Source organism: Janthinobacterium kumbetense (assembly GCF_023703445.1).
Lineage (GTDB): Bacteria > Pseudomonadota > Gammaproteobacteria > Burkholderiales > Burkholderiaceae_D > Janthinobacterium > Janthinobacterium kumbetense.
The window spans coordinates 165,545-190,538 of record NZ_JAMQGR010000007.1 but is presented as its reverse complement, the minus strand read 5'-3'; the positions used below and the strand labels follow the sequence as shown (position 1 = coordinate 190,538).

General features: G+C 63.4%; 19 protein-coding genes and 1 other RNA gene. 14 read left to right on the top strand and 6 right to left on the bottom strand.

Going from position 1 to position 24,994, the window contains the following annotated elements; all coding sequences use genetic code 11:
* The 3 genes from ribBA (at position 1) to nusB (ending at position 2,451) form a co-directional block, all read left to right on the top strand.
* Complete coding sequence (ribBA, locus tag NCG91_RS19695; protein WP_099664962.1) at positions 1 to 1,119, top strand: bifunctional 3,4-dihydroxy-2-butanone-4-phosphate synthase/GTP cyclohydrolase II; 1,119 nt, start codon at positions 1 to 3, stop codon at positions 1,117 to 1,119.
* A gap of 176 nt (positions 1,120 to 1,295) precedes the next feature.
* Positions 1,296 to 1,778, top strand: coding sequence for a 6,7-dimethyl-8-ribityllumazine synthase (ribH, locus tag NCG91_RS19690; RefSeq protein WP_099664961.1), 483 nt, complete (start codon positions 1,296 to 1,298; stop codon positions 1,776 to 1,778).
* Positions 1,779 to 1,980: 202 nt separating this feature from the next.
* Positions 1,981 to 2,451, top strand: coding sequence for a transcription antitermination factor NusB (nusB, locus tag NCG91_RS19685; RefSeq protein WP_034759129.1), 471 nt, complete (start codon positions 1,981 to 1,983; stop codon positions 2,449 to 2,451).
* Positions 2,452 to 2,572: 121 nt separating this feature from the next.
* Here nusB and NCG91_RS19680 read toward each other — a convergent pair whose 3' ends face one another.
* Positions 2,573 to 3,490, bottom strand: coding sequence for a transglycosylase SLT domain-containing protein (locus tag NCG91_RS19680; protein ID WP_180278601.1), 918 nt, complete (start codon positions 3,488 to 3,490; stop codon positions 2,573 to 2,575).
* A 479-nt stretch (positions 3,491 to 3,969) separates the two neighbouring features.
* Between NCG91_RS19680 and ubiD the strand changes: the two genes are divergently transcribed.
* Together ubiD and ffs are read left to right on the top strand one after the other, a co-directional pair.
* Positions 3,970 to 5,454 carry a 4-hydroxy-3-polyprenylbenzoate decarboxylase gene (gene ubiD / locus NCG91_RS19675; RefSeq protein ID WP_071650179.1) on the top strand — a complete coding sequence of 495 codons (1,485 nt, stop codon included), beginning with the start codon at positions 3,970 to 3,972 and terminating at the stop codon, positions 5,452 to 5,454.
* Positions 5,455 to 5,576: 122 nt separating this feature from the next.
* Positions 5,577 to 5,675: signal recognition particle sRNA small type (ffs, locus tag NCG91_RS19670), an RNA gene on the top strand.
* Between the two features lie 28 nt (positions 5,676 to 5,703).
* On the opposite strand, the gene NCG91_RS19665 is transcribed toward ffs, so the two are convergent.
* On the bottom strand, positions 5,704 to 5,856 hold the full coding sequence (locus NCG91_RS19665) for a hypothetical protein (RefSeq protein ID WP_161789605.1): 153 nt from the start codon (positions 5,854 to 5,856) through the stop codon (positions 5,704 to 5,706).
* Positions 5,857 to 5,912: 56 nt separating this feature from the next.
* Between NCG91_RS19665 and NCG91_RS19660 the strand changes: the two genes are divergently transcribed.
* The 5 genes from NCG91_RS19660 (at position 5,913) to NCG91_RS19640 (ending at position 11,672) form a co-directional block, all read left to right on the top strand.
* A complete protein-coding gene (locus tag NCG91_RS19660; RefSeq protein ID WP_251350886.1) occupies positions 5,913 to 8,216 on the top strand; it encodes a DNA polymerase III subunit gamma/tau in 2,304 nt (767 codons plus the stop codon).
* Between the two features lie 41 nt (positions 8,217 to 8,257).
* A complete protein-coding gene (locus NCG91_RS19655; protein WP_034759121.1) occupies positions 8,258 to 8,584 on the top strand; it encodes a YbaB/EbfC family nucleoid-associated protein in 327 nt (108 codons plus the stop codon).
* Positions 8,585 to 8,631: 47 nt separating this feature from the next.
* Positions 8,632 to 9,222 carry a recombination mediator RecR gene (gene recR / locus NCG91_RS19650; protein WP_034786598.1) on the top strand — a complete coding sequence of 197 codons (591 nt, stop codon included), beginning with the start codon at positions 8,632 to 8,634 and terminating at the stop codon, positions 9,220 to 9,222.
* A 7-nt stretch (positions 9,223 to 9,229) separates the two neighbouring features.
* A complete protein-coding gene (locus NCG91_RS19645) occupies positions 9,230 to 10,450 on the top strand; it encodes a CaiB/BaiF CoA transferase family protein (RefSeq protein ID WP_251350885.1) in 1,221 nt (406 codons plus the stop codon).
* An 88-nt stretch (positions 10,451 to 10,538) separates the two neighbouring features.
* Positions 10,539 to 11,672 carry an esterase-like activity of phytase family protein gene (locus tag NCG91_RS19640; protein WP_251350884.1) on the top strand — a complete coding sequence of 378 codons (1,134 nt, stop codon included), beginning with the start codon at positions 10,539 to 10,541 and terminating at the stop codon, positions 11,670 to 11,672.
* On the opposite strand, the gene NCG91_RS19635 is transcribed toward NCG91_RS19640, so the two are convergent.
* From NCG91_RS19635 to NCG91_RS19620, 4 genes are all read right to left on the bottom strand, one after another.
* The gene (locus tag NCG91_RS19635; RefSeq protein WP_099664956.1) at positions 11,641 to 13,800 is read right to left on the bottom strand and encodes a putative bifunctional diguanylate cyclase/phosphodiesterase; all 2,160 of its coding nucleotides are present in this window, start codon (positions 13,798 to 13,800) and stop codon (positions 11,641 to 11,643) included. The genes NCG91_RS19640 and NCG91_RS19635 overlap by 32 nt on opposite strands.
* Before the next feature lies 1 nt (position 13,801).
* Positions 13,802 to 16,660 (bottom strand): hybrid sensor histidine kinase/response regulator, encoded by a 2,859-nt coding sequence (locus NCG91_RS19630; protein ID WP_251350883.1) that lies wholly within the window; start codon positions 16,658 to 16,660, stop codon positions 13,802 to 13,804.
* A gap of 315 nt (positions 16,661 to 16,975) precedes the next feature.
* The gene (locus tag NCG91_RS19625) at positions 16,976 to 17,176 is read right to left on the bottom strand and encodes a YbdD/YjiX family protein (protein ID WP_100876906.1); all 201 of its coding nucleotides are present in this window, start codon (positions 17,174 to 17,176) and stop codon (positions 16,976 to 16,978) included.
* A complete protein-coding gene (locus NCG91_RS19620; protein WP_251350882.1) occupies positions 17,176 to 19,236 on the bottom strand; it encodes a carbon starvation CstA family protein in 2,061 nt (686 codons plus the stop codon). The genes NCG91_RS19625 and NCG91_RS19620 overlap by 1 nt, the downstream gene beginning before the upstream one ends.
* A 241-nt stretch (positions 19,237 to 19,477) precedes the next feature.
* Between NCG91_RS19620 and NCG91_RS19615 the strand changes: the two genes are divergently transcribed.
* The 4 genes from NCG91_RS19615 to NCG91_RS19600 all read left to right on the top strand — a co-directional run bounded on the left by NCG91_RS19615 (position 19,478) and on the right by NCG91_RS19600 (position 24,930).
* Positions 19,478 to 20,848, top strand: coding sequence for a cache domain-containing protein (locus NCG91_RS19615; protein ID WP_099664953.1), 1,371 nt, complete (start codon positions 19,478 to 19,480; stop codon positions 20,846 to 20,848).
* Positions 20,849 to 20,862: 14 nt separating this feature from the next.
* A complete protein-coding gene (locus NCG91_RS19610; RefSeq protein WP_099664952.1) occupies positions 20,863 to 21,492 on the top strand; it encodes a response regulator transcription factor in 630 nt (209 codons plus the stop codon).
* Between the two features lie 302 nt (positions 21,493 to 21,794).
* Positions 21,795 to 22,883 carry an EAL and HDOD domain-containing protein gene (locus NCG91_RS19605; protein WP_354004628.1) on the top strand — a complete coding sequence of 363 codons (1,089 nt, stop codon included), beginning with the start codon at positions 21,795 to 21,797 and terminating at the stop codon, positions 22,881 to 22,883.
* Position 22,884: 1 nt separating this feature from the next.
* Positions 22,885 to 24,930 (top strand): putative bifunctional diguanylate cyclase/phosphodiesterase, encoded by a 2,046-nt coding sequence (locus NCG91_RS19600; protein WP_251350880.1) that lies wholly within the window; start codon positions 22,885 to 22,887, stop codon positions 24,928 to 24,930.
* Positions 24,931 to 24,994 lie beyond the last annotated feature (64 nt).

Sequence of the window (24,994 nt, the reverse complement as noted above, 5' to 3'; positions counted from 1 at the left end):
ATGTCAATATCCAGCACCGAAGAGATCGTCGCTGAATTGCGCGCCGGCCGCATGGTGATACTGGTCGATGAAGAGGACCGGGAAAATGAAGGCGATCTGGTGCTTGCCGCCGATTTCGTGACGCCTGAAGCCATCAATTTCATGATCACGCATGCGCGTGGCCTGGTTTGCCTGACCCTGACGGAAGAGCGTTGCGACGAGCTGAACCTGTCGATGATGACATCGCGCAACGGCACCGCCTACGGCACCAATTTTACCGTGTCCATCGAAGCGGCCGAAGGCGTGACGACGGGCATTTCCGCCGCCGACCGCGCCAAGACCATCCAGGTGGCGGTTGCCAAGGGCACGCAGCCTAGCGATATCGTCCAGCCTGGCCATATCTTCCCGCTGAAAGCGCAAAAAGGCGGCGTGCTGATGCGCGCAGGCCATACGGAAGCCGGTTGCGACCTGACGGCCATGGCCGGCTTGACGCCCGCGTCCGTGATTTGCGAAATCATGAAGGACGACGGCACCATGGCGCGTTTGCCGGACTTGCTGTTGTTTGCCGAGCAACATGGCTTGAAAATCGGCACGATTGCCGACCTGATCCATTACCGCAGCCAGACGGAGTCCCTGGTCGAGCGCGTTGCCGAGCGTACCCTGCATACGGCGCATGGCGAATTCCGTTTGATCGCCTTCCGCGACAAGCCGAGCGCATCGGCCCATTTGGCCCTCGTGCATGGCGACCTGGCGCCCGGCCTGGAAGCGCTGGTGCGCGTGCACCAGCCCGTTTCCCTGTTGGACGTGCTGGAAAGCGAAGCGACTACCCACTCGTGGACGGTGGCCGCCTCGATGGCCGCCATCAAGCAGGCCGAGCGGGGCGTGATGGTCTTGCTGAATTGCGGCGAGACGTCGGGCGAGCTGTTTGCCCAGTTCGCCGCGCTCGATACGCCGCAAGCCAAGCCGAAAGGCCGCGCCGCCAGCATGGACTTGCGCAGCTACGGCATCGGCGCGCAAATCCTGCGCGACCTGGGCGTGAGCAAGATGCAATTGCTGGCCAGCCCACGCAAGATGCCGTCGATGGTCGGTTTCGACCTGGAAGTAACAGGTTTTCAGTGCCACCCAGGCCAGGGCACCTGACTAAATCTGCTGCGCGTCGCGATTTGCGGCCTGTGATGCTCACTGTACCTTCGTACAGTTGCGCTTCTCGACCACAACTCGCTGCCGCTCGCTACGATTTTGTCAGGCGTCGATGTAGAGTAAACGATGGCGACATGTGCATGTCGCCCTGAACCACCAGATTAAAGAGGCATATGATGACCGTAGGAGCATACGAAACTAATTTTGCCGGCGAAGGTTTGCGCGTCGGTATCGTCCAGGCACGATTCAATGAAATCGTCGGTGGTGGCTTGCTGTCGGCATGCCTGGAAGAGTTGAGCAAGCTGGGCGTGGCCGATGAAGATATCCTGCACGTGACCGTGCCGGGCGCCCTGGAAATCCCACTGATTCTGCAAAAAATGGCGGAAACCGAGCAATTCGATGCCCTGATCGCACTGGGCGCCGTGATTCGCGGTGAAACCTACCACTTCGAGCTGGTATCGAACGAATCGGGCGCGGGCATCACGCGCGTCGGTCTCGATTACGGCATCCCCATCGCCAACGCAGTGTTGACGACGGAAAACGACGAGCAAGCGGAAGTACGCATGCTGGTCAAGGGAGCAGAAGCGGCACGCGTGGCAGTGGAAATGGCTAATCTGGCGCAAGCGCTGGAAGAGTTGCAAGAATCCGAGGAGGACTAGCCGTGTAGTGAACGTCCGATAAAACGCCCATAGCTGCGTTGCAAGCCCTCGCCGTACATTCGTACTGTCTTCGGGCTCGCGCCTTGCTCTGAGCATTTTCTCGAACGTTCTGACACGCGGTTGGCTGCGGCGCGTTGAAAAGCGCGCCGTGCTGTCTCGCCGGAATTTGTAGTGAACACGTACTTAAGAACAGGTAACAATCATGACTGAGAAAAATTTGCTCGCCAATCCCAGCAAAAACCGCACGCCGCGTCACCGCGCGCGCGAGTTTGCGCTGCAGGGCTTGTACCAGTGGCTGCTGAACAATGAAGACGCGACTACCGTCGTGAACAATATTCGCGCCGCGCATGGTTTCGACAAGGCCGATGGCGATCATTTCACGGTGTTGCTGTACGGCGCCATCAAGGATTCGCTGGCGTTGCGCGAAAGCATGGCACCCTTGATCGACCGCAATATCGCGGAACTGTCGCCCATCGAACACGGCATCCTGCTGATCGGCGCTTTCGAGCTGAAGAACAACATGGAAATCCCGTACCGCGTCGTCATCAACGAAGCGGTCGAGCTGGCCAAGTCGTTTGGCGGTATCGATGGCCACAAGTATGTGAACGGCGTGCTGGATAAATTGGCAGTGAAATTCCGCGAGGAAGAAGTCAACGCCAACAAGCGCAAGTAATATAGAGAGCAGTTCCTGCGGCCAGTGCCGCAGGGCAATAAAAAAGCCACCGGCACTTGCGTGCGGTGGCTTTTTTACTGGGTGCTGCTTTTTGGATGCCCCTGTGAGGGCTTTTAAAGGGTCACAGGCCGGCGATCTCGTTGTGGGGCAGTACTTTGATGGTGATGCCGCTTTCCGCTGCCGGCGCCTTGGCTGGCGCTGGCGTGTTCGATGCCATCACCGGCGTCGTCGTCGGCACGCGCTGGCCGGCCGACACTTGTTTCAGGCGGCGGTATTCGGCCAGCACGCGCGAGCCGTAGCCCGAGTCGGTGGCGAAGTTGGCGGCGCCCACGTAGGTTTTGAGGCCCGCTTCGACGGAACCGCCACGCGTGACGTAGTCCTTCAGGATCAGCGAGCCGACGCGGATGTTGGCGACCGGGTTCAGCGCCGCTTGCACGCCGCCCATTTCCTGGAAGCGCTCATGGTGCACTTTCGACATGACTTGCATCAAGCCTTGCGCGCCGACGGGGCTTTCCGCGAACGGGTTCAAGCCCGATTCGATGGCCATCACGGCCAGGATCAGCAGCGGGTCCAGCTTGATTTCGCGGGCCGTCAGGTAAGCCGTCGAGACGAGCATATTGGTCGCGTCGTTGGCCACGCGGTAGCGCTTGGAGAGCCAGTTGGTAACCCATTGCTGCTGCTTTTGCGTGCCCAGCAAGGCTTTTTCTTCCTTGGTCAGCGGGGTATCGCTGGCGGCGGCCGTCTGCACGGAAGCAGGCGCTTCCATCAGTGCGGACAGGGCCGGTGCTTCAACGGCTTGCGCCTCTGCCATCGGCAGCGGGAACAGGCTGTGCGTCAGTTGCTTGCCCAGGTCCGGGCGGAACATCAGCAGGGCGATCAGTGCCAGGGCGGAAATGCCGAAGACTGTCAGTGTGTGTTGTGCCGTGGTCAAAACGCCACGTGCTGAAATGGCCTGTGCGCGGGCGCGCAAACGCGCCAACGCTGGCTGGCCAGCCACGGTTGAAGCAGGCAATGCTGCTTCAGTGCTACGATGAGTCATAGAGTTCCCCGAAATGTCGCGTCAACAGGCAGTCCCTCCGCGGTCTCGCGGTGTTGTGGGTACTGCCAATGCCGTGCATCAGAAATATCATCGTTTCCGCCGCGTATGGATGCGTGCGAGAAACGCCGTCATTGCTTGCTTGAGCTGATCGGTCCCGTTTTTGGTATTGGATCAGTCGCAATACAACTTTTACCGGGGGTAAGGCAGACGCCTTTTGAAAACACTCCTTAAAATGTCATGTGGAGCCCCGACTCCGTGAATGAAAGAGAAACGCTAAAATCAAGCTCTGGGCCGGCGTGCTCTTTCAAGTTGGGCGAATTGTAGAAGCCGTTTTATATCAAGTCAATACTAACGAATCGTTTCTTTATTACTTTTATGTCTTACTTTTTGACTTGCATTGTGCCAAAAGCCAATAAAATCAATTACTTGGCATAGATCCTTCAGCAACGGCGTCCGACGTCAAAAAAAATTAAAAACACATGAAATATTCAGATTTGCGAGATTTTATTTCTCAACTGCAACAAATGGGTGAACTTAAGCCCATTTCGACCCCCATTTCACCGATTTTGGAGATGACGGAAGTGTGCGACCGCACCTTGCGCGCAGGCGGACCGGCCTTGCTGTTCAACAATCCGACGGGATACGACATGCCGGTGCTGGGCAATCTGTTCGGCACCACGCGCCGCGTGGCGCTGGGCATGGGCGCGGAAGACGTCAGCGAGTTGCGCAAGATCGGCCATGTGCTGGCGCGGCTGAAGGAGCCGGAGCCGCCGAAGGATTTCAAGGACTTGCTGGGACTCGGTTCCCTGGTGAAATCCGTGTGGGACATGTCGCCGAAGGAGTTGCGCGGCGCGAAGTGCCAGGAAATCGTCTGGGAAGGCAACGACGTGGACCTGGCGCGCCTGCCGATCCAGCATTGCTGGCCCGGCGACGTCGCTCCCCTGATTACCTGGGGCCTGGTGATTACCAAGGGCCCGAACAAGAAGCGGCAAAACCTGGGCATTTACCGCCAGCAAGTGCTGGGGCGTAATAAAGTCATCATGCGCTGGCTGGCGCACCGGGGCGGGGCGCTGGACTTCCGCGAGCACGCGATCCAGAGCAAGGGCAAGCCGTATCCGATCGCCGTGGCGCTGGGCGCCGATCCCGCTACTATATTAGGGGCCGTCACGCCGGTGCCGGACAGCCTGTCCGAATACCAGTTCGCCGGCTTGCTGCGCGGCAGCCGCACGGAGCTGGTGAAAGCCATCGGCAGCGAGCTGCGCGTGCCCGCGTCCGCCGAAATCGTGCTCGAAGGCCATATCTATCCGGATGAAAACCATCCGAGCGGCTACGAGCACGCGCTGGAAGGGCCGTATGGCGACCATACGGGCTACTATAATGAGCAGGACAGTTTCCCCGTGTTTACCATCGACCGCATCACCATGCGCCGCGATCCGATCTACCACTCCACGTATACAGGCAAACCGCCGGACGAGCCGGCCGTGCTGGGCCTGGCCCTGAATGAAGTGTTCGTGCCGCTGCTGCAAAAGCAGTTCAGCGAAATCACCGACTTCTATCTGCCGCCCGAAGGCTGCAGCTACCGCATGGCCGTGGTGCAGATCAAGAAACAGTACGCGGGCCACGCCAAGCGCGTGATGTTCGGCGTGTGGAGCTTCCTGCGCCAGTTCATGTATACCAAGTTCATCGTGGTGGTCGATGAAGACGTGAATATCCGCGACTGGAAAGAGGTCATCTGGGCCATCACGACGCGGGTTGACCCCATCCGCGACACGACCCTGGTCGACAACACGCCCATCGATTACCTGGACTTCGCCTCGCCGGTCAGCGGCCTGGGCAGCAAGATGGGCATCGATGCGACGAATAAATGGCCGGGCGAAACGACGCGCGAATGGGGCACGACGATCGCCATGACGCCGGAAGTGAAGGCGAAGGTGGATGGCATCTGGCAAGAGCTGGGGCTGTAGAACGGCTGGGGTCAGACCCTCAACACCGCTGACGCAAAGGTCATTGCCAACTTGACCGGGGGTCTGACCCCGGATTTCAGCTTGCTTCCCCAATCGTGCGCAGGTCGGTTATAATTGTCCCCGGCGGGCCCCTGCGCATCGTGGCATGGCTAACCTGGTCAGGTCGGGAACGAAGCAGCCACGGCTATTAACCATGAGTGCCGCAGATCAGGCTCGCCTCCTTCGGGAATGTTTTATCAGGATCGACAATCAAGCTGCCATGGGCAGCTTTTTTGCTTTTACGGCCCCATTTTCTTGCCGACCCGCAGCATTGCCGGGCTTGCCGTGTTTTCCATATTTCCAGCTGGCCATGTTATACAATTGCTGCTTTGCCGCGTTTGCCATTTTGAATGGCCCGGCCATGAGGCTTGCGCCCGCCGCGCAGGATCACCCGCAAAATCGCATGGTAAAATCTCAGCATGTCCTATCAAGTCCTCGCCCGTAAATACCGCCCCAAGAATTTCGAGACGCTCGTCGGCCAGGAGCACGTCGTGCGCGCGCTCACGCATGCCTTGCACAGCGGCCGATTGCATCACGCCTACCTGTTCACGGGCACGCGCGGCGTCGGCAAGACGACCCTGTCGCGCATCCTGGCCAAGTCGCTCAATTGCATCGGCCCCGATGGCACGGGCGGCATCACGGCCCAGCCGTGCGGTGTGTGCGAAGCGTGCACGGCGATCGACGCGGGACGCTTTGTCGACTATATAGAGATGGATGCGGCGTCGAACCGCGGCGTCGATGAAATGGCGCAGTTGCTCGAGCAAGCCGTGTATGCGCCAAGCAATGCCCGCTTCAAGGTCTATATGATCGATGAGGTGCACATGCTGACGAACCACGCGTTCAATTCCATGCTGAAGACGCTGGAAGAGCCGCCCGAGCACGTCAAGTTCATCCTGGCCACGACGGACCCGCAAAAGATACCCGTGACCGTGCTGTCGCGCTGCCTGCAGTTCAACCTCAAGCAGATGCCGCCCGGCCACATCATCAGCCACCTGGACAATATCCTGGGGCAGGAGGGCATCGCCTTCGAACAGCCGGCCTTGCGCCTGCTGGCCCAGGGCGCCCACGGCTCCATGCGCGACGCGCTGTCGCTGACGGACCAGGCCATCGCCTATGCGGCCGGCGAAGTCACGTTAGATGCCGTGCAAGGCATGCTGGGCGCGCTCGACCAGTCGTACCTGGTGCGCCTGCTCGACGCGCTGGCGCAGCAGGATGGCGCCGATTTGCTGGCCGTGGCCGACGAAATGGCCTCGCGCAGCCTGTCGTATAACGGCGCCCTGCAGGATTTGGGCACTTTATTGCACCGCATTGCGCTGGCGCAAACCGTGCCCGCCGCCTTGCCGCAAGATTTGCCCGAATACGCGGATATCGTGCGCCTGGCCGCCGCGTTTGACGCGGAAGAAGTGCAGCTGTTTTACCAGATCGCCGTGCATGGCCGCAATGAACTGGGCCTGGCGCCCGATGAATATGCGGGCTTTACCATGACCTTGCTGCGCATGCTGGCCTTTCGGCCCGGCATAGGCGGCGCCGATGGCGTGCCGGCCGCCGCACCAGCGGCCGCTCCGGGCAATCGTCCCGCCGCCGTGGCCGCCGCGCGCGCCGCGGCAGGCGCATCTGCCCCGGCGGCCCGCGCCGCCACGAACAGCGTGGCCAGCCACGCCGCCGTGACCCCGCCCGCCGTCGTGGCCGCCGCTGCCGCCAGCATGGCGCGCAGCGAAGCGCCGCCGCCGCGCGCGGCTGCTCCGGCACCGGCGCCTGTCGCCGCCCCGGCGCCGCCACCAGCGGCGCCGCCAGCTGCCGCAGCCGCCCCGGCCGCATCGGGCGCCCCGATCAGTTCCGCCCGCGCCGCCATCAATGCGGCGCTGGAAGCGGCCCGCGCCGCCTCGAAAGGCCGTCCCGGCAGCGCGCCGTCGGCGCCATCGTCGGCGCCCAAGCCGGCTGCACCCGCACCAGAGCCGGTCGCCGCGGCGCCAGCCCCGGCCGCACCCGTCCAGGCCGCGCCACCGCCGCCGCCCGCCGCCGCGAAAGCGCCTGCGCCGTGGGACGATGCGCCCCCAGTTGCCGTGATGGAAGCACCAGCGGCCGCTGCGGCGCCCGTGCAACAGGCACGTCCTGCCGCGCCGCCGCCAGCGCAGCCGGATGACGACTTGCCGCCGTGGGTCACCGAATTTTCCGACGACAGCGCGTCCGCCGCCGTGTCGGCGCCCGCCGCGCCAAGCAGCGAGCAGCCGGCCGTCGTCATGCCGCAGCGAGCCGCCAAGCAAGCCGCGCCCAGCGGGCCGTATGTGATCACGCCCGTGCCGGGCCTGGACTGGGACGGCAACTGGCCGGCCGTGGCCGCCGTGCTGCCCTTGCGCGGCGTGGCCCAGCAGCTGGCCGTGCAGGCCGAGCTGATCGAATGCCTGCACGATGGCCACAGCACCACGTTCCGCCTGCGCGTGCCCATCGATACGTGGCGCAGTCCCGCCAACGTGGAAAAACTGGCGGCCGCGCTCACCGAACGCTTCGGCCGCAAGGTCGCGGTCGACACGGAACTGGGCGCCGTCTGGTACACGGCCAGCGCGGAAGCGCAGGCCCATCGCGAGGCGTGCCAGCTGCAAGCGGAAGCAACCATCGCCAGCGATCCCTTCGTGCTCGACATGAAGCGTGTATTCGACGCTTTTGTTGTGCCGGGAACGATTACCCCTGCACCGGCCGGTTCCGCCGCGCCGACCCTGCATTGATGATTAACACACTCACAAACTGAATTGAACGGAGCATTCTCATGATGAAAAATCAACTGGCTGGCCTGATGAAGCAGGCGCAAGCAATGCAAGACAACATGAAAAAGGCCCAGGAACAACTGGCGCTGGTGGAAGTGGAAGGCCAGTCCGGCGCCGGCCTCGTGAAAATCGTCATGACGTGCAAGAACGACGTCAAGCGCGTGTCCATCGACCCGTCGCTGCTGGCCGACGACAAGGACATGCTGGAAGACCTGGTGGCCGCCGCCTTCAACGACGCCGTGCGCAAGGCGGAAGCGACGTCCGCGGAAAAAATGGCAGGCTTGACTGGCGGCATGAACTTGCCAGCCGGCTTCAAAATGCCATTCTGATGCAAGACCGCATGCGCTCGATCTATGGCACGGGGCAAGGTTGATCCATGTCCAAGTCGCTTGAATTCTTGACCGAGGCGCTGCGGCGCCTGCCCGGCGTCGGCCCCAAGTCGGCGCAGCGGATGGCATTTCATTTGTTGCAGCACGATAGGGAAGGCGCGGCCATGCTGTCGCGCGCCCTGTTCCAGGCCGTCGATGCCGTGCATCACTGCGGCCTGTGCAATACGTTTACCGAACACGAAGTGTGCGAGACCTGTCTCGACGAAGAGCGCGACAAGCGTTTGCTGTGCGTGGTGGAAACGCCCGCCGACCAGCTGATGATCGAGCAGACGCTCACCTACAAGGGCCTGTATTTCGTCCTCATGGGGAGATTGTCTCCGCTGGACGGCATCGGCCCGAAAGATATCCACCTGGAAAAATTGCTGAACCGCGCCAACGATGGCGTGGTCGGCGAAGTGGTGCTGGCCACCAATTTCACGAATGAAGGCGAAGCGACGGCCCACTACATCAGCGAAATGCTGAAGGCGCGGGGCTTGCGCGTGAGCCGTCTGGCCCGCGGCGTGCCCGTGGGCGGCGAACTGGAATACGTCGACGCGGGCACGATTGCCCGCGCGATGCTCGACCGCAGGGCAACCTGACTACAACATGACAGACGCTTCCGCATCTTCCGGCCCCCTCCAGGGCATCAAAGTCCTGGAACTGGGCACCCTGATCGCGGGGCCGTTCTGCGCCCGCATGCTGGCCGAATTCGGCGCCGACGTGATCAAGATCGAGTCGCCCGATGGCGGCGACCCCATCCGTACCTGGCGAGTGCTGAAAGACGGCACCTCGCTGTGGTGGTCGGTGCAGGCGCGCAACAAGAAAAGTTTAACGCTGAACCTGAAAACGCCCGAGGGCCGGGCCATCGCGCGCCAGCTGGCCCTGGAAGCGGACATCATCATCGAGAACTACCGCCCCGGCGTGCTGGAAAAGTGGGATCTCGGCTACGAGCAGCTCAAGAAAGAGAAACCGTCCCTCGTCATGGTGCGCCTGTCCGGCTTTGGCCAGACGGGACCGATGAAGGACTTGCCCGGCTTCGGCGCCATCGGCGAATCGATGGGCGGCTTGCGCTATGTATCCGGCTTTGCCGACCGCCCGCCCGTGCGCGTGGGCGTGTCCATCGGCGACTCCGTGGCAGCCCTGCACGGCGTGATCGGCGCCATGATGGCGCTGCGCCACCGCGACGTGACGGGTGGCCGGGATGGCGGCGAAGGGCAGATGGTCGACGTGGCCCTATACGAATCCGTGTTCAACCTGATGGAGTCGCTGGTGCCCGAATACGACCAGGCGGGCGTGGTGCGCGAGCGCACGGGCGGTTCCTTGCCCGGCATCGTGCCCTCGAATACCTACACGACGGGCGACGGCGAAAACATCGTCATCGCGGGCAACGGCGACGCTATCTTCAAGCGGCTGATGCTGGCTATGGGCCGCATCGACATGGCGGGCGACCCGCAGCTGGCGCGCAACGACGGCAGGGTGGCGCGCACGCAGGAAATCGACGACGCCATCGGCGCCTGGTGCGCCACGCACACGATCGACAGCGCGCTGGCCGTCTTGAAGGCGGCAGACGTACCGGCTGGCAAAATCTACTCGGTGCGCGACATGCTGAGCGACCCGCAATTCCTCGCCCGCGACATGTTCGAACAACACCATTTCGCCGACGGCACGCCTGTCAAATTGCCCGCCATCAGCCCGAAACTGTCCGCCACGCCGGGCAAGACGCAGTGGCTGGGGCCCACCCTGGGCCAGCACAACGACGAGGTGCTGGCGTCGCTCGGCTATGATGCGGCCGCCATCGCACGGCTGAAGACTGATGGCGTGGTGTAATTCGCTATTAACCCACAGAATTAAAGCTGGGGTCAGACCCGGCGGGTCTGACCCCGGAATTTGCTTCCCGACTTATTTGATACCGATCATGCCTCCATTGTTCCGCACCGCGCTTGCCCTGGCGTCCGCCGCCGTTCTTCTCTCCGCCTGCGCCAGCTTCTCCCACGACGCACCCATCGCGGGCTTGCGCCTGATCGGCGAACAGCGCATTGCGCTCAAGCAGCCGTTTGAGGGCACGACGGTGGGCGGCCTGTCCGGCATCGATTACGATACGGCCAACAACAGCTGGGTGATGGAAAGCGATGACCGCTCGGAAATCAATCCGGCCCGCTTCTACCGCGCCGCGCTCGACTACGACAGCCGCGCATTTGCCGGCGTGACCTTCAACAGCGTGCATTTCTTCACGCAGCCCGACGGCAGCCGCTATCCGAACCTGGCCCATGCCAGGCTGGAGCAGGGCGACCAGGTGGCCGACATCGAAACCATCCGCGTCGATCCGCAGGATGGCAGCCTGTGGTACGGCAGCGAAGGCAACCGCAAGGTGGGTTTGCACCCGTTCGTGCGCCACGCCGATAGCGGCGGCCACTACCTGGCCACCTTGCCCACGCCCGCCATGTTCAAGGTGGCGAAGGAAGAAACGGGATCGCGCAACAACATGAGCTTTGAGGGGCTGTCGTTTGCCAGCGATGGCAAGAGCCTGTGGCTGGGCATGGAAGCGGCGCTGTACCAGGATGGCCCGCTGGCCACGCCGGACCACGGGTCGGTGGTGCGCATCACGCGCCTGGACCGCGCCGGCACCGTGCTGGGCCAGTACGCGTATCCGATCGAGCCGGTGGCCTCGCGGCCCGCGCCGGGGAAGGAAGCGGACAATGGCGTGTCGGAAATCCTCGCCGTCAACGATCACCAGGTGCTGGTGGTGGAGCGGGCCGGCGTGGAACACGCTGACGGCATCTACACGAACCACGTGCGCATCTACGAGATGGATACGCGGGGCGCCACCGATATCCAGGCCATCCCGGCCCTGGCGGGTGCAAGCTATGTGCCGGCGCGCAAGCGCCTGCTGCTGGACCTGGAAAAGATCGGCTTGCCGCGGGTCGACAATATCGAAGGCATCAGCTGGGGCCCGCGCCTGGAAAACGGCCGCCGCAGCCTGGTGATGATTTCCGACGATAATTTCAACGCCCAGCAAGTCACGCAAATCCTTGCCTTCGAAGTGCTCTAGTTTCCACGCTGGCCAGCTGGCCCCTCTGCCTGGCCAGCATGGCCGTGATCGTGTCGTGCGGCGACGGGTGGCCTAAAAAATATCCCTGCGCCATGTCGCAGCCGTATTCTTCCAGCATCAGCAGCTGTTCGTCCGTTTCCACGCCCTCGGCCACCACCACCATTTTCAAACCATGCGCCATGGCGATGATGGCGCGCGTGATGGCCGCGTTTTCCGTATCCTGCGGCAAGCCGGCGATAAAACTCTTGTCGATTTTCAAGGCCCGCACGTCGAAGCGTTTCAGGTAATTCATCGACGAATAGCCCGTGCCGAAGTCGTCGATGGACAGGTACACGCCGATGCCGCGCAATTGTTCCAGGGTCACCATGGTGGCGCGCGCATCGTCCATCAACGTTCCCTCCGTCAATTCCAGTTCCAGCAGGCGCGCATCGAGGCCCGTGTCGGCCAGGACCGACAGCACGATCTGCATCAGGTTTTCATCCTTGAATTGCTTGGCCGACAGGTTGACGGCCATGCGGATGGCGCGCCCGCCGTCGCTTTGCCACGCCTTGGCCTGGTTGCACGCCGTGCGCAGCACCCATTCGCCGATGGGCACGATCAACCCCGTCTCTTCGGCCAGCGGGATGAATTCCGTGGGCGAGATGATGCCCCGTTCGGGATGGCGCCAGCGCACCAGCGCTTCCACGCCGACGATCTGCGTGCTGGGCACGTCGATCTGCGGCTGGTACAGCAGGTACAGCTCGTTGTTTTGCAAGGCCTTGCGCAGCCCCACTTCCATCTTGACGTGGCTCATGATTTCCATCGTCAGCGAAGAGCTGTACAGCTTGGCGTTGTTCTTGCCGCAGTTCTTCGCGTGGTACATGGCCGTGTCCGCATATTTGAGCAGCGAGTTGCAATCCTCGCCATCTTCCGGATACAGCGAAATGCCGATGCTGGCCGTGACGAAAATCTCGTGTCCTTCGATCATGAAGGGCCGGCGCATGGCTTCCTTGACGCGGTGCGCCACGTTGAGCGCGTCTTCCACCCGTTCCAGGTCGGGAATCAGGATGGTGAATTCATCGCCGCCCAGGCGCGCCAGGTTGCTGCCGCCGAAGGTGGTTTCAAACTCGTGTTCGGCGCGCAGCACCAGGTCGCTGGGGCGGATGGTTTCGCGCAGGCGTTCGGACACCACCTTGAGCAAATGGTCGCCCACGTCGTGGCCCAGGGTGTCGTTGATGCGCTTGAACGCGTCCAGGTCCATGAACAGCACGGCGAATTTCTTGTCGTGCTCTTTCGAGCGCAGCAGTTCGCGCTCCAGGGTTTCCAGGAACGCTTGCCGGTTGGGGATGCCCGTCAGGCTGTCGCAATAGGCGAGGCGGCGGATCTGCTCTTCCGTGCGCTTGCGTTCGCTGATGTCGCGCACCAGGCCCAGTACCTCGTCGGCCCCCGTCGCCACCAGGCGCGCCTCGAAATGGCGCGTGCTGTCTTCGTGCGTGAGCGTGTAGTCGACCGAGCCGATATGCTGCGTGGCCAGCACGGCGTGCGCCTTGTCGAGCAGGCGCGCGGCGATTTCGGGCGGCAGCACGTCGCGGATATGGCTGCCCACGCAGTCGCTGAGGGAAAATCCCGCGCTGGCGTCGTGGCCCTGTTCGTAGTCGAGATAAAAGCCTTCGCGGTTCAGGCGGAAGAAGGTGTCGGGGATGGCGGCCAGCACGGCGCGGTTGTGCGCGTCGGCGATGCGCAGGCGGGCGATGGCGTCGCTGGCGCGCAGCACGTACAGCACGCGGTGACCGAGGATGGGCCAGTTGATGGGCTTGGAAATGAAGTCGGTGGCGCCCACCTCGTAGGCGCGCGTGACGGCTTCCAGCTCGTCGCCGCCCGTGACCATGATGATGGGCACCGTGCCGCCCACTTCCTGGTGGCGGATTTCGCGGCACACGGCAAAGCCGTCCATGGCCGGCATGTCGACGTCGAGCATGACCAGGTCCGGCCCGCTGTGCTTGTAGCTGGCCAGCGCCTGCACGCCGTCCTCGGCCTCGATCACGTCCAGGCCCACCTGCGTGAGCATTTGCCGCATCAGCAAACGCATCACGGGATCGTCGTCGGCCACCAGCACCAGGCCGCGGGGAGGGGAGAGGGGCGCTGTCATGTCAGTGTTCCTTCACGAGGATGGCGTTCAGCGATTCGCGTACGGCCAGGAAGGCTTGCTGCATCTGCTGCAGCAGGGGAGCCGCGCCCTCGGTGCTGCCGGCGCGGCCCAGTTTTTCCATTTCCTTGCACAGCTGCGCCAGGCCGTCGGCGCCCACGTTGGCGCTGCCCGACTTGAGGCTGTGCGCCACCTTGCGCAGCGCTTCCGCATCCGCTTTCGCGATGGCTTCGCGCATGGCGCCCAGCTGGCGCGGCGTCTCGCCGGTAAACGCGAGGATGACCCGTTCGAGCAGCGCATCGCCATCCGTGCCGGACAGCGCGCGGATGTTTTCCAGCGCCTGCCGGTTCAGCGGCGGGGCCGATGCCGGGGATGCAGGCGCCGGCGGCGGCACTTCGGGCGGCGGCTCGGCAGGCGCCTCCTGCGGCGCTTCGCTGTGGTGCACGGTGGCGGCGCGCGGCAGGGTGATCCAGCGGGCGATCGTGTGGCCCAGGTCTTGCTGCGTAAAAGGTTTGCTCAGGTAATCGTCCATGCCGGCCGCCAGGCACGCTTCGCGGTCGCCCTGCAGCGCATTGGCCGTGATGGCGACGATGGGCAGCACGCGCGCGTGGCCGCAGTGCTGTTCATGGCGGCGGATTTCCGCCGTGGCGGCAAAGCCATCCATCACGGGCATCTGGCAATCCATCAGGATCAGATCGAAATCCTCGGCCTGCGCCGCCTGCAAGGCTTCTTCGCCGTTGCGCGCGCAGACGACATCGAGGCCCAGGCTGTCGAGCATGGCCAGCGCCACTTCCACGTTGACGGGATTGTCCTCGGCCAGCAGCACGCGGCGGCGCTGGCGCCGGCCCACCTGGCGCGCCGTGTGCGGCGGATGGATGCGCAGGCTGTCGCTGGCGCGCGGCGGCGTGACGATGCAGTCGAACAGGTCGCATTCGCGGGCCGGCTTGATCAGCTGGTAGGCCACGCCCGCCTCGCGCCGCTGCACGGGGTCGGCCGCCGCCTGTTCCGTGCTCAGCAGCAAAAGCTTGAGGTCGGCCAGCAGCGGGTCGCTCTTGATGTTGGCGGCCAGGGCCAGGCCGCTGGTGCGCGGCAATTCCATGTCGAGCAGGGCCACGGCATACGGCGTGCCCGCCTGGGCGGCCGCGCGCAGCTTGCCCAGGCAATCGCTGGCCGTGCCGGCGCTGTCGCTGACGATGTGCCAGCTGGCCAGTTGCCGCTCCAGCACGGCGCGCGTGGCGGGTGTGTGGTCGACGATCAAGGCGCGTAACCCTCGCGTGGTTTTCAGGTTGAAGGACGGGTCGTCGCTGTCGACCCGCCGCTTATCGAAATTTACTTCGAACCAGAAGATCGAGCCTTGCGTTAAAGCATTATCAACGCCGATAGTGCCGCCCATCAGCTCCACCAGCTGTTTCGAGATCGTCAGCCCCAGGCCCGTGCCGCCGTGCTTGCGCGTGGTCGAGCCGTCCGCCTGCGAGAACGATTCGAAGATACGCGTCTGCGCCTCGTTCGACACGCCGATGCCCGTGTCGTGCACCTCGAAGCGCAAGCCCACGCTGGGCGCGTCTTCGCTGCACACGGTCACTTTCACCGTGACCTTGCCCGTTTCCGTGAACTTGATGGCGTTGCCCAGCAGATTGACGATGATCTGGCGCAAACGGTTCGGGTCGCCGCAGATGGCGATCGGGATGTCGTAGGCGATGTCGAATTCCAGGCTGATGTTTTTCGCTTCCGCCTGCGGCGCGAACACGTGTTCTATATCGTCGAGCAATTCGCGGAAATTGAAGCGGATGTATTCGACGCTCAGCTTGCCCGCCTCGATCTTGGAAAAGTCGAGGATGTCGTTGATGATCACCAGCAAATTCTGTCCCGAGCGCTGCACCATGCTCGTGTAGTGGCGCTGCTGCGGGCTCAAAGGGCTGGCCAGCAGCAGTTCCGTCATGCCCAGCACGCCATTCATCGGCGTGCGGATTTCATGGCTCATGGTGGCGAGGAAGGCGCTCTTCGCCTGGCTGGCCGCCTCGGCCGCATCCTTGGCCTTTTCCAGCTGCGCCGTGCGCACGCCCACCTGGCGTTCCAGCTGGTCACGGTAATTGGCCAGGGTGCTGTCGCGGCTGTCGATCTGCGCCAGCATGTCGTTGAAACTGTCGATCAGCACGCCCAGCTCGTCGCTGCGCTGGTGCGCGATGCGGTGGCTGTAGGTCTGGCTGCTCGACACCTTCTGCGCCGTATCGATCAGCTTGGTGATCGGTTCGGCGATCACGCTCTTGAAGCGCCGCGCGAGGAATACGGCGACCAGGAAGGACAGCACGGTGGCGCCGCCGATGGCGCTCACGTGGCGGCCGATGTCGCGCCACATGTGGTTCAGGTCCGCCTCGATCAGCACGGCGCCGATGATCTGTTGCGGCTCGCCCGGCCGGTAGACGGGGCGGTACAGGCGCATGGCGGGTGCCAGGGTCGTGCCCGAGCCTTGCGTGACGGGCTGCACGGCCATGTCGGCCAGCAAGGCCGGGTCCATGTCTTCCGGCGCCGGCAGGCCGTCCGCATGCTGCGGCGCGCGGTACAGGGCGAACAGGCGCCCGCCCTTGTCGAACAGGGCCGCCTGGGCCACCTCGTTGCGCGCGGACAGGGCCGCCAGCACCTGTTCCGCCTGCCCCTGCGCCGATTTTCCCGCCAGCAAAGGCACCGCGCCGGCCGCGCCGATCACGCCCGCCAGCGACAGCAGTTGCTTGCCTTCATCGTTTTTATGGCTGAGCACGGACGTCAGCGCAAACGCCACGAACACCAGCAGCAGCGCGCAGCCCGACGACAGTACCGAGATCATGGTCAGCTTCTGGCTGATGCTGGAGCGTTGGAAATTGAACATGCGTCGCTGCTTCCCCGGTCGCCCGTTGACTGTTATTTAATTCCTATTGGAAAAATATAGACGCGAAGACACACCCTGATATTGATGTGGGTCTAATGGAAGAAAGGGGAGGGGAACTTATAAGAGAGGAAATGAAAAGGGCAGTCTCACAAGACCGCCCTCAAATTATTGCTTAGCAACAACACCTGACTCAGCCGTAGCGAGCGGAAGGGAGAGGTGGCCGAGAAGCGCAACCGTACTTTGTACGGGGCCGCCGAGGCGGTGAGCATCGCAAGCCGCCTATACCGACGCGCAGTAGGCTGGGTCAGGTGTCCGCTAACAGCAACCGCCACGCTTGCCGGCGCCGCCGTAACGCGCTTCCTGCCGTTCGCGGAAAAACTCTTCATACGTCATCATCGGCTCGCCGGGATGGGTCACTTCCCGGTGTGCCACGTAGGTGTCGTACTCGGGCAAGCCGCACATGAGCCGCATGCTTTGCCCCAGATACCGTCCAGCCTTGATGATTTCTTCTATCATCATTGCACCGTGGGCATGGCCTGGAACGGCGTTTCCTTGGTGCTCGGGCGGCTGTCGGCGCGCGCCTTCAGGATCGTGCGGATGCCGAAGAACAGCACGCTGACGACGACGATGACGAAGAAGGCGGCCAGGCCGGCGTCCAGGTAATCGTTGAAGATGATCTGTTGCATCTGCGCCACCGACTTGGCCGGCGCCAGCAGGGTGCCTTCATCCAGGGCCGCCGAGTATTTCCTGGCGTGCGCGAGGAAGCCGACGCGCGGGTTGGCGTCGAAGATCTTTTGCCAGCCCGCCGTCAGGGTGCACAGCAGCAGCCAGATGGTCGGCGTGATCGTCACCCACGCATACTGGCCACGTTTCATCTTGAACAGTACGCAGGTGCCGAGGATCAGCGCGATGGCCGCCAGCATCTGGTTGGCGATGCCGAACAGCGGCCACAGGGTGTTGATGCCGCCCAATGGATCGACCACGCCCTGGTACAGGAAGTAGCCCCAGGCCGCCACGCACAGGCCCGTGGCCAGCAGGTTGGCGATGACGTTCTCCGTCTTTTTCAAGCTTGGGACGAAGCTGCCCAGCAAGTCTTGCAGCATGAAGCGGCCGGCACGCGTGCCCGCATCGACGGCCGTCAGGATGAACAGCGCTTCGAACAGGATGGCGAAGTGGTACCAGAAGGCCATCATGGCCTTGCCGCCGATGGCGCCGGACAGGATCTGCGCCATGCCGACGGCCAGGGTCGGTGCGCCGCCGGCGCGCGAGATGATGCTGTGCTCGCCAACATCCTTGGCCGTCTGCGTCAGCATGTCCGGCGTGACATAGAAGCCCCACTGCGAGATCGCCTGTGCGGCGGACTCTGCCGTGGTGCCGATCAGGGCGGCCGGGCTGTTCATGGCGAAATAGATGCCCGGCTCGATGGTCGAGGCAGCCACCAGGGCCATGATGGCGACGAACGATTCCATCAGCATGGCGCCATAGCCGATGAAGCGGGCGTGGCTTTCGTTTTCAATCATCTTCGGCGTGGTGCCCGAGGAAATCAGGGCATGGAAGCCGGACACGGCGCCGCAGGCGATGGTGATGAACAGGAAGGGGAACAGATTGCCCGACCAGACGGGGCCGGAGCCGTCGATGAACTTGGTCATGGCCGGCATTTTCAGGTAAGGCGCGACGACGATGATGCCGATGGCCAGGCCCAGGATGGTGCCGATTTTCAGGAAAGTCGACAGGTAGTCGCGCGGCGCCAGCAGCAGCCACACGGGCAGCACGGAAGCGATGAAGCCGTAGCCGATCAGCATCCACGTCAGTTCCGTGCCCGTGAACGTGAACATCGGGCCCAGCACCGCGTGTTCCTGTACGTACTGGCCGCCGATGATGGCCAGCATCAGCAGCACGAAGCCGATGATGGAAATCTCGCCGATGCGGCCCACGCGGATGAAGCGCGAATACACGCCCATGAACAGGGCGATGGGAATCGTCGCCATCACGGTGAAGCTGCCCCATGGGGAGCCCGTCAGCGCCTTGACGACGATCAATGCCAGTACGGCCAGGATGATGACCATGATCATGAAGCAGCCCAGGAGCGCAATCATGCCGGGAATTTCGCCCAGTTCAGCCTTGATCAGGTCGCCCAGGGAGCGGCCGTCGCGGCGCATGGAAATGAACAGCACGATGAAATCCTGCACGGCGCCGGCAAACACGACGCCCGCCAAGATCCACAGCATGCCGGGCAGATAGCCCATCTGTGCGGCCAGCACGGGGCCGACCAGGGGGCCGGCGCCGGCAATCGCCGCGAAATGGTGGCCGAACAGCACATATTTATTCGTCGGCACGTGGTCGAGGCCATCGTTGTGCTTGAAGGCGGGCGTCATGCGGCGGGCATCGAGGCCCAGCACCTTGTCGGCGATGAACAGGCTGTAGAAACGGTAGGCGATCAGGTAGACGCAGACGGCGGCGATGACGATCCAGATTGCGCTGATCGGTTCGCCGCGTTGCAGGGCGACGACGCCCAGGGATCCGGCGCCTGCCAGCGCAAGCGCTGCCCAGCCGAGCTGTTTGAAAATGCGGTTCATGCTTCCTCCAGAGATTGACGGGCGCTGTGCCGTGCGATGATGTGTGCTGCCGAGCCTGGTCGTTGCCAGTTTGGTATGAATTGGTGTATCTGCAGCTTATGGCGAGTATTCAGGAATCGTATAATTGCCGCAAGCGCACGACTACGCAGTAACGCTCAGTATTACTACGCAGACCGATCGCGCCGCCGCGACGTAAAATCACGCATTCCCACCAGCATCGACGCCGCCGGAGCGCCAGGCCATGAAACTCAGACAGAAAGTCATCTTCCTGGCCCTCACGCCGCTGATCCTCGCCCTGTGCGCCATCGCATTTGCCGTGCGGCACCAGGCCATCACCCTGGCCGAGCAGCAGCGCGCCACCATCCAGCAAGCGTACCTGGCCAGCAAGGAAGCCGAACTCAAGCATTACGTGACCCTGGCCAGCCATTCCATCGCTTCCCTGTACCAGTCGGGGCGCAAGGATGCCGCCACGCAAGAGGAAGCCAAGCGCATCCTGTCTGCCCTCAGCTATGGCGACGATGGCTATTTCTTCATCTATGATTTGCAGGGCAAGTCGCTGATGCATCCGCGCCAGCCCGAACTGGTGGGGCAGAATCTGTGGCAGTTGCGTGACGCCGAGGGCAATCTGACCATCCAGCGCCTGATGCAGCGGGCGAAGGGTGGCGGCGGTTTCGAGCGCTACAACTGGATCAAGCCGTCGAGCAACAAGTCCGCGCCCAAGCTCGGCTATGTGATCCTGATGCCGGAATGGGGCTGGATGATGGGCACGGGCATCTACATGGATGACGTGGACCAGGCGCTGGCCAAGGTCGACGCCCAGCAGTCGCGCAATATCCGCTCGACCATGGAATTGATCGCTGCCATCGCCATCCTCGGTTCCCTGCTGGTGGCCGCCTGCGGCCTGGTGCTGAACTTGCGCGAATTGCGGGTGGCCGACGCCAAGCTGAAAGTGCTGGCGCAGCGCGTGGTCGAGTCGCAGGAAGAGGAGCGGGCACGGCTGTCGCGCGACTTGCATGACGGCATCAGCCAGTGGCTGGTGTCGATCAAACTGCAGATCGAGGCGGGCATCGCGCGCCTGGCCGGCAATGCCGAACAGAAAGACAAGGCGCCCGCCACGTTCGAGCGGGCCGCCGAGCAGCTGAACAAGGTGCTGGGCGAGGTGCGGCGCATTTCGCACAACCTGCGCCCGGCCATCCTCGACGACCTGGGCCTGGCCGCCGCGCTCGACCACCTGGTGCATGAATTTAACGACAGCAGCAGCGCGCAAGCCAGTTTCACGGCCAGCCCGGCGGCGGCGGGCGAGGGCTTGCCCGATATGGTCAATACCGTGCTGTTCCGCATTGCCCAGGAAGCGCTGACCAATTGCGAGCGCCATGCGCACGCCAGCGGCGTGGAAGTGAGCCTGCACGAGGCGGGCAAGGCGGTGGAATTGCGCATCCAGGATAATGGCGGCGGCTTCGATTTCGACGGCATCGCCCTGCATCCGCAGCGCGGCATCGGCTTGCGCAACATGACGGAGCGCATGGAAGCCATCGGCGGCAGCCTGCACATCACCTCGTCCCCGGCCGGCACCCTGGTGCTGGCGCGGCTCGGCCTTCCATCCACACACTAAATAGATACGCAACCATGACCGAGAAGATCAACATCCTGCTGGTGGACGACCACCCCCTCGTGCGCGACGGCTTGCGCGCGCGCCTGGAAGCGGTGGCGCATTTCGACGTGGTGGCCGAGGCGGGCGGCGCCGACGAGGCGTTGAGCCAGGCGCGCGCGCACCAGGTGGATCTCGTGTTGATGGATATCAATATGCGCGGCACGAATGGCATCGAGGCGACGGCGCTGTTCAAGCAGGCGTTCCCGCAGATTGCCGTGCTGATCCTGTCCATGCACGACAAGCTCGAATACGTGTCGCAAGCGATTGCCGCCGGCGCGCGCGGCTATGTGCTCAAAGATGCTCCTGGGAAAGATATCGTCTTCGCCATCGAGACGGTGATGTCCGGCGGCATTTATTACAGCGCGGCCCTGGCGCGGCAACTGTCTCGCCCGCAAGTGCACGATTCCTTCCTCACCACGCGCGAGCAGCAAGTGCTGCAGCATATCGCGGCGGGCCAGTCGAACAAGCAGATCGCCCGCGACCTCGACCTGAGCGTGCGCACGGTGGAGACGCACCGGCTGAACATCAAGCGCAAGCTCGGTATCGAAGGGCAGGCCGAATTGATCAAATATGCGGTCGAGCACGCGCATGGCGGCAGCGCCTGAACAGGCGTGCGCGGTGCCGTGGTTTTGTCAAACCCGCATGACAGGCGGGTCTCCCGGTGGAATGTTTTTTTTGAATATTTATTGCCAAAATTAAACTGTTTCGTGGGTGAGATTCGGATAGAATGATTCTCGCTGTCGAAATGGCATCCCTGTCGGGCCAGGGTTGCCAATGCTGGTCAGTTTATTTACTATGGCGCCCTACCCACACTGAGATACCGATGTCAGCGTCTGAATCAAACCTGTTTCCGTTGGTGGGATTACAAGCAGTTGCCAATGCTCATAACGAGTGGGTCGCTGTCACCTTGCATGTACCGCAGGCCTCGACGGCGCCGCTGCTGGCAGCGCTGGCCGCCGCCGATGCATATGCCTTCCTGGCGCCGCTCGACTGCATCATTCCCCTGGCCGACCCGCATGACGTGGACGAGGCCGTGCTGGCGCAACTGGCGCCGCAACGCACCATCTTCCGTTTGCCGGCCCATCTTGCCGGCGACAAGCACATCCAGAAAAAATGCCAGCAATGGCGCGACGCCGGCTATCGCCTCATTCTCGATGGCGCCGAAGCCGGTCCCGTGACGGCGGCGCAAGTCGACGCGCGCGCGCTGAGTTTTGACGCGTCCGGCGCCCGTCCGGCCCTGCACCAGTTGCTGCCCTTGGCGGGGCCGCACCTGGCCTACAACATCGCCGACGCGGGGCAGTTTGCCGCCTTGCAAGAACTCGGCGTCAGCTGGTTTGCCGGCGATTACGCGCTGCACCATGCGCGCCAGCAAAGCGAGCCGGAAGACGCCACGTCGCGGCGCCGTTTGCTGGCGCTGCTGGGCTTGCTGGCCCGCGATGCCGACGCGCACGAGCTGGAAGTGCCGCTCAAGCAAGATCCATCGCTCAGCTATCATTTGTTGAAACTGGTCAATTCAGCCGCCTTCGGTTTCACGGCGCCGATCACCAGCTTCAGCCAGGCCATCACTTTGCTGGGCCGGCGCCAGTTGCAGCGCTGGCTGCAACTGCTGCTGTATGCACGGCAACAGGACGATGGCAAGATCCACGCGCTGCTGCCGCTGGCGGCCGTGCGCGCGGCGCAGATGGAAGCGCTGTGCCAGCTGCGCGGCGGCGACCGCGACGCGCAAGACCTGGCCTTCATGGCGGGCGTGTTCTCGCTGCTCGACGTCCTGCTGGGCATGCCGATGGAAGAGATCATCGCCACCCTGAACCTGGCGCCGGAAGTGAGCGTCGCCTTGCTCGAACGCAATGGCGAGCTGGGCACCTTGCTGGCGCTGGTCGAAAGCGCCGCGCCGCCGCCCGAGGGCTTGCGCCGCGCCGGCATCGATGGAGAAACCTATTGGCGCAGCCTGCTGCAGGCCTACCAATGGGCCATCCAGGTCAGCCGGAACCTCTAGCATGACCCTGTTTCCGGTGTCGGATTTCCTCGGTGACAGCGCCGCCCTGTGCGACGCCGTCGTGCGTTTGCGCGGCCCCGCGCTGGTCGCTGAGCTGGGCCGCATCGCCAGCGCCGTGATGGCCAGCCCGCACGGCCAGTTCCTGCCCGCGGCCAGCCTGGACGCCGCTGCGCCGCCCGTGCCGTTTCCCCGCGATACGCCCGCCTTGCTGCAGGAAATCAGTTTTGATGGCCACTGTTTCGGCCATTACAGCGTGGCCGGACGCAGCCTGTACAGCGACGCCGACCGCCGCCACCTGGCCAGCCTGGCATCCTTGACGGCGGGCGTCTTGCAAGTGCATTCGCTGGCGCAACGTTCCACGCACGCCTACGCGCAAGTCGAAGCCTTGCTGGCGCAGCAGACGCAAATCCTCGACCAGCTGCACGAATCCGTGCTGACGATGGACTTGACGGGCTACATCACCAGCTGGAACAAGGGCGCCGAGCGCCTGTTCGGCTACACCTCGGTGGAAGCCGTGGGGCGCAACATCCTGTTCCTGTACGACGATGAAGACACGGGTTTCCATGACGCCTTCCTGGAGCAGGGAGGGCGCCTGATGGAGGTGCGCCGCCGAAAGAAGTCAGGCGAGATCTTCTGGGCCAGCCTGTCCTTGTCGCCGCTGCAAGACCTGGACGACAAGCCCATCGGACTCATCGCCTACCTGACGGACATCACGGAGCGCAAGCTGGCCGAAGAGCGCTTGCACCACCTGGCGTATTACGACCCGCTGACCAGCCTGCCTAACCGCACTTTGCTGGCCAAGCTGGTCGACCAGGCCCTCTCCGTGGCGCAGCGCAGCAAGATGCTCGGCTGCGTGCTGTTCATCGACCTGAACCGCTTTAAACTGATCAACGACACCCTGGGCCGGCGCATCGGCGACGAACTGCTGCGGCAAGTCTCGCTGCGTTTCCGCCATGCCTTGCGCGACCAGGACCTGGTGGCGCGCCTGGGCGGCGACGAGTTCGCCGTCGGCCTGTTCGACATCGGCCAGCATTTCGAGGCCAGCATGGTGGCGCAAAAGCTGCTGGGCTCGTTGGTGGAACCGTTCCTGATCGAAGGCCACGACCTGCGCGTGGGCGCCAGCATCGGCATCAGCGTGTATCCGCAGGACGGGCAGGACGCGGAAACCCTGCTGCGCCTGGCCGATATCGCCATGTACCGCGCCAAGCAGGACAGCGGCGGCGAAGGGGAAAGCGTGGCTTTCTACAGCCAGGACATGAACCTGGGCATGCAGGCGCGCATGCGCCTGGAAACAGGCTTGCGCCAGGCTTTGTCCGAGCAGCAATTGTTGCTGCACTACCAGCCGAAATACGCGCTGGGCAGCGGCCGCATCATCGGCGCCGAAGCCCTGGTGCGCTGGCACCACCCGCAGCACGGCATGATCCCGCCGGCCGAATTCATCCCCCTGGCCGAATCGACGGGCCTGGTCGTGCAAGTGGGCGAATGGGTGCTGGAAGCGGCCTGCGCCCAGGCGCAGGCGTGGAAGCTGGCCGGCCTGCCGCCGATCCGCCTGGCGGTGAACGTTTCCGCCCGCGAATTCACGGCAGCCTTGCCCGCCAGGGTGGCGGCGACCCTGGCCCGCTACGGCCTGGAAGCGGCCTGGCTGGAGCTGGAAATCACGGAAAGCACCCTGATGCACAACATCGAGCGCGTGATCGGCATCATGGACCGCATCACGGCCCTGGGCGTGGCCCTGTCGCTGGACGATTTCGGCACAGGCTACTCAAGCCTGTCCTATTTAAAACGTTTCCCTATCGACACCCTGAAGATCGACCGGTCTTTTACCACCGGCATCCCCACCGACGCCAGCGACTGCGCCATCGCCAGCACCATCATCAGCATCGCCCAGCAGCTGCACCACAAGGTGATCGCGGAAGGCGTGGAGACGACGGAACAGCTGGCTTTCCTGAAGAGTTCCGGCTGCGACGAGGTGCAGGGCTACCTGTTCTCGCGCCCGCTGCCGGCAGCGGAGTTCGAGAAGGCGCTGCGGGAAAACTGGGGCGTGTAGGCATTCCGTTGGCGTACCGGCGCAGCTCACTGACCCCAGAGGCCGCTTTGGGGCTTAAATGCGC